This is a genomic window from Zhongshania antarctica (assembly GCF_014202945.1).
Taxonomy (GTDB): Bacteria; Pseudomonadota; Gammaproteobacteria; order Pseudomonadales; family Spongiibacteraceae; genus Spongiibacter; species Spongiibacter antarcticus.
The window spans coordinates 93,214-105,133 of sequence record NZ_JACHHW010000003.1 but is presented as its reverse complement, the minus strand read 5'-3'; the positions used below and the strand labels follow the sequence as shown (position 1 = coordinate 105,133).

The following is an 11,920-nucleotide window of genomic DNA, read 5'->3' as shown; positions in this document are numbered from 1 at the left end:
TACTGCGAGGTGTATTTGGGTCTCGGCGCTACCGAGCTATCATTTGGGCATAAAAAAAGGGGCCGAAGCCCCTTTTCCTTGAGATTACCGAAGCTTATTCAGTAACTTCTGCCTGCATTACTGCAACAACACGGCGGTTAGCACGACGGCCATCCGCAGTTCTGTTATCAGCAATCGGACGCTCTTCACCATAACCAACTGCACTCAGACGATTTTCCGCAATATTGTAATCGCGAATCAGCGCGTTGCGTACAGAGTCTGCACGACGCTGTGACAGCTGCTTGTTATAAGCGGCGGCACCATTGCTGTCGGCATGACCTTCAACAACTGCTTTCACACCAGTAAACTTAGTCATGAACGCAGCGACCTTTTTCAGCTCTACGGCATAGGCAACTGGAATGGCGTCAGAGTTGTTCGGGAAGTTGATTTCCAACTTGATGCTTTCGGAGTGTTTGATCACAAACTTGCAACCGAATTTATCAACTTGGCGACCCGCCGGGGTATTTGGACACTTGTCACGGTAGTTTGGCACGCCGTCACCGTCTTTATCCAAAGCACAACCCTTCGCGTCTACAGCAACACCCGCTGGTGTACCTGGGCACTGGTCAACGCCATCTTCAACGCCATCGGCATCAGAGTCAGACATCATTGGTTTTGGCGCTGGCTTGGCAACAGTTGAACCACCAAACGCGTAGCTCAAACCAATTGAGGCATTGCCGTCACGGGTTTCGTGGTCAGTACCGTAAACCATGCGCGTATCACCGCGGACGGACCATTTTTCATCAATTGTATAACGTACACCACCACCCACGTTTAGCTGGGTCTGGCTGTCATAGCGGCCACTTTCATAATCTGCTTCAATAACACCCATACCGCCTGCTAGGTAAGGAGTGAACTTACTGTCATTGCTAAAGTAGCGCAGCATATCGACGCTACTACCAAGAATCTTTTGATCCAACGCACGAATATTGCGATCACTTGCCGCAACACTGTACAAACCACGCAATTCAATGCCCCAGTCTTTACTGAGAACATATTCAGCACCAAACAAGGCCACTTCGGTGCTGCTTAAGTCACGCGAACCATCAAATACTTGGTAGCCGATTGCAGGGTTCAAATACCATGTGCCTTCTTCAGCTGCAGACGCTATCGTTGGCAACATGCAACTTGCAACAGCTGCACCCAATATAAATTTACGCATAACACTCCCCTTCATTTTTTTAGAAACTTCCTTTGCTATGCCGTGAAAGCACGCCATTAACTCAGAATAACACGGGCATTGACGCTTGCACGTCTGATTTTGTGTAATTTTACCACGCCACCCAACGGACAATGCATCCCTAAAAATCAGCACTCCGAACACTTATTAGCAGGCAAGTTCCCATGCACATGCTAAAAATAGCCGTATTTTGCGCTATTACCAAATTTTCAGATAAAAAATAATCACCATTCCATCACTTTTTTTATAAATGGGATGGTCAGTTTTCTCTGTTCTACTAAGCTGACTTGGTCAAGAGTATTCAATATCCCAAACAAACTCGCAAGGTCTCGCTGACAACGCATATAAATATATTCAGCAACAGCGTCCGAAATACTAATACCCCGCAGTCTAGCCCGAAACTGAAATGCTGCAAGTCGCGTCGCCTCATCGGAATCGCGAAGCAGGTAAACACTAAAGCTTTGCAACCGTGAATGCAGGTCGGCTAGAGCGATACCCTGCTGCGCTATTGGCTTTGCCGAGGCAACTAACATCCGCGCCCCAGTTGTCAGCATCTGGTTGTAGCAATTGAACAGTGCCCGCTCCCAATTTGGCCGCCCCGCGACCACATCTAGATCGTCTAAACAGAGTAAATCTAAATATTCTGAGCCCTCTAGGAGGGCCTCGGGTTCATAGTCCACAACGTCGGCAAGCGGAATATAGCGAGCATACAGGCCATTGGCGTCAGCCAAATGACAGCAAGCCTGTAAAAGGTGGCTGCGCCCTGCTCCGCCGCTGAGATAAATCCATTTCTCCCCCTGCGCCATTGCCTGCTGGCGAAGCTGATTAAGCAATAGCCGGTGCTCATCAGCAATATAGAAATTATCAAAAGTAGCATCGTTGTCGAGTTTGAGCGCTAATGGCAGTTGCTGACTAGCCATCAATCACCCAGCTCCCGCTCTTCGGCGGAGGCGGGAACGGCACCGTAAAATCCACTTTGCTTATAATATTCGTGCAAATGGTTAATCATCACCTTTATTACGGCCGCAAAAGGCAGGGCCAGCAAGATACCGACAAAGCCAAACAGCTGACCGCCCGCCAAAATAGCAAAAATAACCATTACAGGGTGTAGGCCAATTTTATCGCCAACTAAGAGTGGCGTTAACAGCATCGACTCCAATAACTGACCAAAGCCAAATACCGCCGCGACTCCCGCCAGCGGCCAAAGACCATCAAACTGAAAAAACGCCGCCGTACCGGCTGCACCAATACCGACGATAACCCCAAGATACGGCACGATACTCGCCAAACCCGCAGCCAAGCCCAAGAGCAACGCCAAATCGAGACCCACTATCCACAGCCCTACCGTATACACTACAGCCAAGGCCAACATAACAAGTAGCTGGCCACGGGCAAAAGCACCCAGTATTTCGTCACACTCTTTAGCAATAAGCACGGTGCGTATTTCAATCGAGCGCGGCAATAAATTGCGAATTGCCATCATCAAAACGTCCCAGTCCCTAAGCAAGTAAAACGTCACCACTGGCACCAAGGTCATATTGGCCAACCACGCAATCAAGGCCAGACTGGAGCCGCTGACCTTATTCCACAGATAAAAAAGTATGCCGCCAGCACTCGCCCAATGTTCACTGATTGCTTCCCGAGCGCTCGCCATAGGCTGAGTTTGCTCTGGCAGGTCCAAATATTCACGTAGTTTAGGCAAGCCTGTAGACTGCACCCAGCGCAGGCCGTCGTATAAACGCTCCATTAATAACTGCAACTGCTCAATCAGAAGCGGCAGGGTAACAAGTAAAATTAGCACACCACCAAGACTAAGGGTGGCAAACACCGTTACTACTGCCCACGTCCGCCCCATACCCCTTGCCTCCAGCCTGTCGGCAAGAGGGTCACCCATATAAGCCAATACTGCTGCCAGTAAAAACGGCATTAATATTGGCGCCAACAAATGGATCACCAGTGCAATTAGCCCAAGGCCAACAATCACCCACAGGGGCTTTGGCAGCGCATTCATAGGCGCTTACCAGACCAGCGATAGAAGCCTCGCACAGATAGCGCTGCACTGCTCATTGCCATCGCACCGGCGGATTCTTCTGTCAAACGGCCATCGAGACTCAGGAAGCGCTTAACTTTTTCCATATCGTCATTTAATACCAGCTCCAATATCAATTCGTTATCCGAGAGCCACACCGTATTAGCGTGCTGAACCACAGCCAAGCCTTCTAAATAAGTAATCATATCGGCGTAAGCAGCAAAGTTCGCGATACCACTAACGTGTATCAAGCTATTAGCGCTATTAACGCCCCCGCTGGCCACCACCGAGTATTTTGACGCCTGAAGGTCAGCGAGCGCATCCACTGGTCTCGCTAACAAATCTCGTCCATCTAAGCCCTCGCTCTCAAGGCGGATCACTTCATCGCCCTGCAAAACCATCCAGCTTGCAATCCACTGCCCAGTAGAAAACTGAGACGCGCGCCCCATCAACACAAATGGCGCGGAATAACGCGCCGATGCTCGGCGCACATCGTCTACCGACATCTGCCAGAGCTGATCGCTCGTTAAATTCGTCGAATCCGCCAGGTCAAATAATGGCAGCTGCACATCCAAACCCCGGCGCTGCGCCACTTCTTTTAAATCCTTAAGAAGCTCAGCCTGACTGTCTGTACCCACAAACTGGCGTCCCTCAGCGGTATCTGCCAACAGCCAAACCAACACAGCGGGACGATTCGCCGACCACACGGGTAAACCCGCTGACTGTAGCTCTGAATTGACTTGCCGGGGAGAAAAGCTGAGGCTGAGCTGCAGTATATCCTCACCGCTTTCATCCTTGCTGCGCTGGTAGCGATACTGCGTAATCAAGGGCTCAGGTCTGGTCAATAGCCCGGCAACGGCAGCATTGCTCGCAATATCACCACGACCAGAGACCCGCACCAAGACTCGTTCCAACGCCTCAGCGGCGGCCTTTTTGAGGCTTTCAGGTGACTGGGACTCTACCACCAGCTGCTCATCGTATAAATTAGCCACAGTACCGGCCACCACTGCACTCATCCCAGCTACGACAAATAGCCAAAGAACAACCGACACCCTAATAATTTGCTTCACTTGTTTTAAGCCCTTTTACCCGTCGCGAGGCGCCATTGTAGCAAGCAACCGCGACATCGTCGTGAGTAGTGGCAAAAAGTCGCGTTTTTGCTGCTGAATTAAACTCACAATCAAGCTAGAATGGCGCCCTCTTAGAGGACAGCCAACGACTATGACTGACACCAGTAAGCCAAGCTTAAGCTATAAAGATGCCGGCGTTGATATCGATGCCGGTGATGCGCTAGTAGAACGCATTAAAGATGTTGCCAAACGCACCCGTCGCCCAGAGGTCATGAGTGGCCTTGGCGGTTTCGGAGCCCTGTGCCAAATCCCAACCGGTTATAAAGAGCCGGTACTGGTTTCCGGCACCGACGGCGTCGGCACCAAACTCAAACTCGCGATGGATGTGGGCATTCACGACACCATCGGTATCGATTTGGTCGCCATGTGCGTCAATGACCTGCTGGTAACCGGTGCTGAACCGCTCTTCTTTCTCGACTACTACGCCACTGGCGCCCTAAATGTCGATATTGCCGCCAGCGTTGTTAGCGGCATCGGCACCGGCTGCGAGCAGGCGGGCTGTGCACTGGTCGGCGGCGAAACCGCCGAAATGCCCGGCATGTACGAAGGCGATGACTACGATCTCGCGGGTTTCTGTGTTGGCGTGGTCGAAAAGGCCGACATCATTGACGGCAGCTCGGTCAAAATCGGCGACAAGTTGATAGGCATCAACTCGTCAGGCCCGCATTCCAATGGTTATTCGCTAGTGCGCAAAATCATTGAGCACAGCGGCGCCACATTGGATCAAGCTTTTGGCGATAGCACCTTAGGGGAAACCCTGCTGGTGCCAACGCGGATCTACATCAAACCTGTACTGCGGGTTATCAAACAGTATCGGGTCAACGCCCTTGCCCACATTACCGGCGGCGGCTTACTGGATAACATCCCCCGCGTCCTGCCCCGCAATACTAAGGCCGTTATTGACAGCAGCACTTGGCAGCGCCCAGCCATCTTTGACTGGCTGCAAGAGCAGGGCAATGTCGAGCCACGGGAAATGTATCGCACCTTTAACTGCGGTATTGGCATGGTGATGGCCGTTGCCGCCGATGACGCCGAAGCCGTTATCGACATGCTTACCCAACAGGGTGAAGTGGCACAAGAGATCGGCAGCATTGAAGCCGCAGGGGAAGACGAGCCACAAGTCACTATTGCAGGCATGTAATTCATGCCCTGTAAACTTGTCATACTGCTCTCGGGTAGCGGCTCCAATCTTCAGGCATTTATCGATGCCAGCAGAGACGGCCTACTACCCGACGTCGAAATCTGCGCGGTGATCAGCAACAAGGCGCAAGCCTATGGTCTTGAGCGAGCCAAGCAAGCTGGCATCGCTACCGTTTGCATCGACCACACGCAATTCGCCAGTCGCGAAGCCTTCGATGCCGAACTGCAAGTCTGCATCGATAGCTATCACGCCGACTTGGTGGTGCTCGCTGGTTTTATGCGCATTCTTACCCCCCGCTTTGTTCGCCACTACTTAGGGCGGCTTATTAATATCCATCCTTCCTTACTGCCTAAATACCCTGGCCTGCACACCCACCAACGCGCGCTCGATGCGGGTGACTGTGAAGCGGGTGCCACTGTTCACTTCGTCACCGAAGAGTTAGACGGCGGCCCCGCGATAGTTCAGGCAAAAATACCGGTATTTCCTGGCGACGATGCTGCAGCACTTGCGACTCGGGTACTGTCCAAAGAGCATACAATCTACCCCTTGGCGGCGCGATGGTTTGCTGAGGGACGCTTAGTATTACAGGACTCAAAGGCGGTATTCGATGAGCAAGTCTTACCCGAAAATGGCATTCTTTTTCAGCAAGAATAACCTGCTCGTATTGCTATTTTGCAGCTTAGCAAGCCAAGTATTTGCAAGCGGCGGCGGCATGAGCGCTATTCCCAATACTGGACCAAAAATGCTGGTTCCCGTCCCGCCCACTAAAACCTCGCCAATTAACGCCGAGCCCACTAAAGTGGAGTCCGTTAAGACCCCAGCGGCCCAAACAAGCAAAATTCTACCTTACGAAGCTGAATACAAAATTAGCAGTAATAGCTTAACCACCACGGCGACTCGCAGCTTAAGCAAGCAGGGCAATAATTGGCAGCTATCCCAACGCGCCAAACTGATGTTTATCAAAGTCAGTGAAGAAAGCATCATTGAAGACGGCGCCATGGGCCTACGGCCCCTGCGTTATGAATACAGCAATAGTTTCAGCAGCAAACACGACCAAAAAATTAATTTTGATTGGCCTCGCGCCCTCGCCAGCGATAAAAAATACCGAAAACCGTGGTCAGCTCCGCTAACGGCGGGCACCTTTGACCAACTCAGCGCACAACTACAAATGCGCCAAGCGCTAATTTCTGGTCGCTTCGATACCACCATGGTGCAAACCGTCGTCAACCGCGGCAAGCATAAAACCTATCGGGTTGAAAAAATGGGTGAAGAAGTCATCGACAGCCCGGTCGGCAAATTAAATACCGTGAAGCTGCGCCGCAGCCGTGAAGACAGCGACAGCGAAACCATCGTGTGGCTGGCGAAAGACTGGAATTATTTGATCGTTCGGCTTGAACAAACCGACGAAGATGACACCTACTCGCTGGAGTTACTCAGCGCTACCCTCAACGCTAAAAAAGTTAAGGGCTAGTCGCTGAAGTGTTAACTATGTGACCGGTTTGTACCTGTAATTACAGGAAATCTATTTAATCGTCGCTCCTGCGTAGGCAGGAGCCCATCCTAGCAACGGAGCACAGACCTAGATTTGCACGCGATACCTAGCTACGCAGGTATGACTCGGTGTGCCTATCGACGGACTAAACAGCACAGTTTCCCTTACCCATGCATAACTGGCTTTAGCGTATACCGTCTCCCATCAAGCGTTTAGCGGCCTTGCTCAAGTCTTCGGCAGAGTTACACCGGTTTGCCCCTGATACTTACCACCGCGATCTTTATAACTCACTTCGCAAATTTCGTCTGATTCAAAAAACAGCATCTGCGCCACACCTTCATTTGCGTAAATTTTCGCGGGCAAGGTGGTAGTATTAGAAAATTCCAAGGTCACGTGGCCTTCCCACTCGGGCTCCAGCGGGGTGACGTTAACAATAATGCCGCAACGCGCATAGGTCGACTTACCCAAACACATGGTCAGCACGCTGCGGGGAATTCGAAAATATTCCACGGTGCGGGCCAATGCAAACGAGTTAGGGGGAATAATGCAGTAGTCAGCCGTGATATCGACAAAGCTCTTCTCATCAAAGGCTTTGGGGTCGACGGTTGCCGAGTAAATATTGGTAAAAACCTTAAACTCATTCGCGCAACGCACATCGTAGCCATAGCTAGAAGTGCCATAAGAAATAATCTTAGAGCCACTCTGATCCCGCACTTGGCTCGGCTCAAAGGGTTCAATCATGCCCTCGTTTTCGGCCATGCGGCGAATCCATTTATCCGACTTGATACTCATTGCGTCCCCTTACCCTTATAAGCCGCTGCTTAATAAAAATGAATTAATCGTCACTGATAGAAATATTTGGAAAAGCGTTGCTTTGTACGCGCTGACGTTTAGCTAACTCAGCGGTCATACCAATGGCCACACTGCGATATAAGGCCGCGGCATCACCAGCTGGGTCCGCCACCATCACCGGCTTACCACAGTCGGCCTGACTGCGAATTTGCATAGATAAAGGCAGTGAGCCCAGCATGGGCACCTGATAATTACTCGCCATTCGCCCGCCGCCACCCTCGCCAAACACATGTTCGTGATGGCCGCACTCACTACAGATATGCACCGCCATATTCTCGACGATGCCCAGCACGGGAACCGACACCTTGCGAAACATCTCAATGCCTTTTTTGGCGTCGAGCAGGGCAATATCTTGGGGCGTGGTAACGACGACCGCGCCGGAGACCGGCACCTTTTGCGATAAAGTCAGCTGAATATCGCCGGTGCCCGGCGGCATATCAATAATGAGGTAATCCAAATCCTGCCAATAGGTTTGATTTAATAGCTGCTGCAATGCGCCAGTTGCCATTGGCCCGCGCCATACCATCGGCGTATCTTCGGTAACCAAATAGCCCATCGACATCGACTGCACACCGTGCGCCTCAATCGGCAACAAATAATGCGTACCGTAGGGTTTGGGCCGCACGCCGTCGGCCACGCCCAGCATCATCTGCACACTAGGACCATAAATGTCGGCATCCAACAAACCAACTCGGGCGCCTTCCGCCACCAGCGCCAAGGCCAAATTCACAGCAGTGGTCGACTTACCCACCCCGCCTTTACCGGAGGCTACCGCAATAATATTACGGACATTTTCCATGCTTTTAATATTTTGCTGCGCGGCGTAGGCTGCAATTTTCCAGGTCACCCGCACGGCTGCGTCGGCAACGCCGTCGAGTGCCTCCACCGCATTGCTGAGCACTTGCTCATACGATTGCTGCGCGCTCCGCGCGGCAAAGCCCAGTTCCACAACCGCATCGACGCGACCACCCTTCACAGCAAGAGAATGAATATCGGCAAATTGTGCTAGCGGCGCGGATAAGCCCGGCAAAACCACGGCCATTAATGCCTCGCGAACTTGAGATTCCAATTCTGTCGCCATTTCCTGCCTCTACTCAAATAAACCTTTTAATCAGCGGGCGAGTATACGCGGCGGACAAGCATCGAACAACGCCATAGCAGATGCACGAGTGGCCCAAAAACGCTATAGTATGGCGCCTCGGAATCCACCCGCGCCGCCAGCCACACAGCTGCCGCCGCCATGTTTACAACAAGGACACTCATGTCGCGCCAGATCCTCGTTACCAGCGCTCTGCCCTACGCCAATGGCCCGCTCCACCTCGGCCACTTACTGGAATCTATCCAGACCGATATTTGGGTGCGTTTTCAAAAACAGCGCGGCAACGACTGCATCTATTTATGCGCCGACGATGCCCACGGCACCGCCATTATGCTCACCGCTGAAAAACTCGGCATTACGCCGGAGGAGCAAATTGCTCGGGTAAAAGCCGAGCACGAGCGGGATTTGGCCGGATTTTTAATCCGCTTCGACAACTACCACTCCACCCACTCCCCTGAGTGCAAACATTACTCTGAAGAAATCTATCGCCGCCTCGATGCCAATGGCCATATTGAGCGCAAAGACGTCACCCAGCTATTTGATCCCGAGAAGCAGTTGTTTCTCGCCGACCGCTACATCAAGGGCACCTGCCCCAAGTGCAAAGCCGATGACCAATACGGCGACAACTGCGAAGCCTGTGGCGCCACCTACACCCCAGCAGAACTGATCAATCCCCGCTCGGCAATCTCCGGCGCCACGCCAATTGAAAAAAGCTCTACCCACTTTTTCTTCAAGCTTGGCGACTTTGAAAATCTGCTACGCCAGTGGACCAGCAGCGACGCCCTACAACCGCAAATCGCCAATAAACTGCGCGAATGGTTGGATGCCGGCCTGCATAGCTGGGACATCTCCCGCGATGCGCCGTATTTTGGCTTCGAAATCCCCGGCGCACCCGGCAAGTTCTTCTATGTTTGGCTAGACGCCCCCATTGGCTATATGGCCAGTTGCGCCAACTGGTGCGAGGCCAATGGCCGCGACTTTAATGAATTTTGGGGTGTCGATTCCAAAGCCGAGCTCTACCACTTCATCGGCAAAGATATTATCAACTTCCACGGCTTGTTCTGGCCGGCAATGCTCGACTCAGCTGGTTTCCGCCAGCCCACTGCTATTTATGCCCACGGTTTTTTAACCGTTAACGGCAAGAAAATGTCGAAGTCTCGTGGCACCTATATTAAGGCCGAAACTTATCTTGAGCATCTGCCCGCCGAATACCTGCGCTATTACTTTGCGGCTAAATTGTCCGGTGCGGTAGACGACATCGACTTAAACCTCGAAGATTTTATCAACCGTGTTAATTCCGACCTCGTTGGTAAACTGGTTAATATCGCCAGTCGCAGTGCTAAATTCGTGCACAAAGGCAATGCAGGTAAACTCGCTAGCCAGCAGCACAACATCGAACTGTGGAAGCGTGTCACTGGCGCCAGCGATGCCATTGCCGAACTCTACGAACAGCGCGAATACAGCAAAGCCGTGCGCGAAATCATGGCGCTGGCCGATGCCACCAACGAATACTTTGATTCCTGCGAACCGTGGAAACTGGCAAAAAGCGAAGACACCGCGGGCCAAGCCGCCGACGTTGCCTCCCAGTGCATCGATATATTCCGCGTGCTAATGACCTATCTCACACCAGTACTCCCAGAACTTGCCGTACAAGCCGAAGCTTTCTTAAACTGCAAGCTGACATGGCAGGGCGAATTCAGCCCACTGCAAGACCACGCCATTGAGCCCTTCAAGGCGATGATGAACCGCGTTGACGCCGACAAAGTGGCGGCAATGGTCGCTGCCAGCAGCGACAGCAGCACTGCCACGGCACCAGCAGCGCCAGTAAAAACCAAAGTGAAAAAGGCAGCGAAAGACAAAGACACGGGTATCGCAGACACAATAGCCTACCCCGATTTTGCTAAAATCGACCTGCGAGTGGCCGAGATCATCGATGCTGAGGCAGTCGAGGGCGCCGACAAATTACTGCGACTCACCTTAAGCCTTGGCGAATACGGCGAGCGCCAAGTCTTTGCGGGCATTAAAACCGCTTACACTGCCGAGCAATTGGTGGGTAAACTCACGGTGATGGTGGCCAACCTCGAAGCCCGTAAAATGCGCTTTGGTCTATCCGAAGGCATGGTATTGGCCGCAGGCCCTGGCGATCAGGAAATTTGGCTGCTCAGCCCCGACAGTGGCGCCAAAGCCGGCATGAAAATCCAGTAAATTCAAGCTGCTGCGCGCGGCCAACCGTGCGCTAGGGTTACAGTATTTTAAATTGAACGCTTGATCGAAATAAACTAAGATCCGAGCCATGAGTGTCTAGCCAGCTTATTTTGCTGGTCACTGCGCGCCAATACTCAGCGCGGTGTCAACACAGAACTAAACGAGGCTACAATTGTGTTAGCAGACTATTCAATATTGTTAATCGGCGCCATTCTGGTTAACAACTTTGTACTGGTGCAGTTTCTGGGCCTATGTCCGTTTATGGGGGTTTCCAATAAATTGGAGACCGCCATTGGCATGTCCAGTGCGACGACCTTTGTACTGACCCTCGCCTCGATTTGCAGCTGGCTTACCTATGAGTGGCTGCTGGTTCCTCTCGGTCTCGAATACCTACGCACCATTACCTTCATCTTGGTGATTGCCGTTGTCGTGCAGTTCACCGAAATGGTCGTGCGTAAATCCAGCCCCATGCTATATAAAGTACTTGGTGTATTCCTGCCGCTGATCACCACCAACTGCGCAGTACTCGGTGTTGCCCTACTCAATATAAACAAAGACCACAGCTTTGTTGAATCGGCTCTTTATGGCTTTGGCGCTGCTGCGGGCTTTTCTATGGTCTTGGTACTGTTTGCTGCCATGCGCGAGCGCATCACCGCCGCCGATGTGCCCCAGCCATTTAAAGGCCCAGCGGTTGGCATGATCACTGCCGGACTCATGTCACTGGCCTTTATGGGCTTTGCCGGTTTGGTATAA

Annotated in this window: 11 protein-coding genes; 5 read left to right on the top strand and 6 right to left on the bottom strand. The window is 52.1% G+C overall.

Annotation, left to right across the window (positions count from 1 at the left end):
* Positions 1-94 precede the first annotated feature (94 nt).
* The 4 genes from HNQ57_RS05590 to HNQ57_RS05575 all read right to left on the bottom strand — a co-directional run bounded on the left by HNQ57_RS05590 (position 95) and on the right by HNQ57_RS05575 (position 4,318).
* Positions 95-1,201, bottom strand: coding sequence for an OmpA family protein (locus HNQ57_RS05590; RefSeq protein ID WP_184461624.1), 1,107 nt, complete (start codon positions 1,199-1,201; stop codon positions 95-97).
* A 242-nt stretch (positions 1,202-1,443) separates the two neighbouring features.
* Positions 1,444-2,139 (bottom strand): DnaA regulatory inactivator Hda, encoded by a 696-nt coding sequence (gene hda, locus HNQ57_RS05585; protein ID WP_184461623.1) that lies wholly within the window; start codon positions 2,137-2,139, stop codon positions 1,444-1,446.
* Positions 2,139-3,230 carry an AI-2E family transporter gene (locus HNQ57_RS05580; protein ID WP_184461622.1) on the bottom strand — a complete coding sequence of 364 codons (1,092 nt, stop codon included), beginning with the start codon at positions 3,228-3,230 and terminating at the stop codon, positions 2,139-2,141. Before HNQ57_RS05580 ends, hda begins: the two co-directional genes overlap by 1 nt.
* The gene (locus tag HNQ57_RS05575; RefSeq protein WP_184461621.1) at positions 3,227-4,318 is read right to left on the bottom strand and encodes a DUF2066 domain-containing protein; all 1,092 of its coding nucleotides are present in this window, start codon (positions 4,316-4,318) and stop codon (positions 3,227-3,229) included. The genes HNQ57_RS05580 and HNQ57_RS05575 overlap by 4 nt, the downstream gene beginning before the upstream one ends.
* Positions 4,319-4,469: 151 nt before the next feature.
* Here HNQ57_RS05575 and purM point away from each other — a divergent pair, with 151 nt between their 5' ends.
* The 3 genes from purM to HNQ57_RS05560 are packed head-to-tail and all read left to right on the top strand — an operon-like array spanning position 4,470 to position 6,990.
* Entirely contained in the window at positions 4,470-5,519 is a 1,050-nt protein-coding gene (gene purM, locus HNQ57_RS05570; protein ID WP_184461620.1) for a phosphoribosylformylglycinamidine cyclo-ligase, read from the top strand.
* A 3-nt stretch (positions 5,520-5,522) separates the two neighbouring features.
* Positions 5,523-6,173 carry a phosphoribosylglycinamide formyltransferase gene (gene purN, locus HNQ57_RS05565; RefSeq protein WP_184461619.1) on the top strand — a complete coding sequence of 217 codons (651 nt, stop codon included), beginning with the start codon at positions 5,523-5,525 and terminating at the stop codon, positions 6,171-6,173.
* The gene (locus HNQ57_RS05560) at positions 6,127-6,990 is read left to right on the top strand and encodes a DUF3108 domain-containing protein (protein ID WP_184461618.1); all 864 of its coding nucleotides are present in this window, start codon (positions 6,127-6,129) and stop codon (positions 6,988-6,990) included. Before purN ends, HNQ57_RS05560 begins: the two co-directional genes overlap by 47 nt.
* A gap of 246 nt (positions 6,991-7,236) precedes the next feature.
* On the opposite strand, the gene dcd is transcribed toward HNQ57_RS05560, so the two are convergent.
* Positions 7,237-7,803: a dCTP deaminase gene (dcd, locus tag HNQ57_RS05555; protein WP_184461617.1), complete on the bottom strand. Its 567-nt coding sequence runs from the start codon at positions 7,801-7,803 to the stop codon at positions 7,237-7,239.
* 43 nt (positions 7,804-7,846) lie between these two features.
* The gene (apbC, locus tag HNQ57_RS05550) at positions 7,847-8,944 is read right to left on the bottom strand and encodes an iron-sulfur cluster carrier protein ApbC (RefSeq protein ID WP_184461616.1); all 1,098 of its coding nucleotides are present in this window, start codon (positions 8,942-8,944) and stop codon (positions 7,847-7,849) included.
* Between the two features lie 159 nt (positions 8,945-9,103).
* On the opposite strand from apbC, the gene metG reads away from it, so the two are divergent.
* Both metG and rsxA read left to right on the top strand, forming a co-directional pair.
* Entirely contained in the window at positions 9,104-11,167 is a 2,064-nt protein-coding gene (metG, locus tag HNQ57_RS05545) for a methionine--tRNA ligase (RefSeq protein WP_420825303.1), read from the top strand.
* 174 nt (positions 11,168-11,341) lie between these two features.
* Positions 11,342-11,920: an electron transport complex subunit RsxA gene (rsxA, locus tag HNQ57_RS05540; RefSeq protein ID WP_008246465.1), complete on the top strand. Its 579-nt coding sequence runs from the start codon at positions 11,342-11,344 to the stop codon at positions 11,918-11,920.

Excerpts from the sequence above, each read along its gene's own strand:
- HNQ57_RS05590 (WP_184461624.1), bottom strand. The coding sequence starts at position 1,201 with ATGCGTAAATTTATATTGGGTGCAGCTGTTGCAAGTTGCATGTTGCCA.
- hda (WP_184461623.1), bottom strand. The coding sequence starts at position 2,139 with ATGGCTAGTCAGCAACTGCCATTAGCGCTCAAACTCGACAACGATGCT.
- HNQ57_RS05580 (WP_184461622.1), bottom strand. The coding sequence starts at position 3,230 with ATGAATGCGCTGCCAAAGCCCCTGTGGGTGATTGTTGGCCTTGGGCTA.
- purM (WP_184461620.1), top strand. The coding sequence starts at position 4,470 with ATGACTGACACCAGTAAGCCAAGCTTAAGCTATAAAGATGCCGGCGTT.
- purN (WP_184461619.1), top strand. The coding sequence starts at position 5,523 with ATGCCCTGTAAACTTGTCATACTGCTCTCGGGTAGCGGCTCCAATCTT.
- HNQ57_RS05560 (WP_184461618.1), top strand. The coding sequence starts at position 6,127 with ATGAGCAAGTCTTACCCGAAAATGGCATTCTTTTTCAGCAAGAATAAC.
- dcd (WP_184461617.1), bottom strand. The coding sequence starts at position 7,803 with ATGAGTATCAAGTCGGATAAATGGATTCGCCGCATGGCCGAAAACGAG.
- apbC (WP_184461616.1), bottom strand. The coding sequence starts at position 8,944 with ATGGCGACAGAATTGGAATCTCAAGTTCGCGAGGCATTAATGGCCGTG.
- metG (WP_420825303.1), top strand. The coding sequence starts at position 9,104 with ATGTTTACAACAAGGACACTCATGTCGCGCCAGATCCTCGTTACCAGC.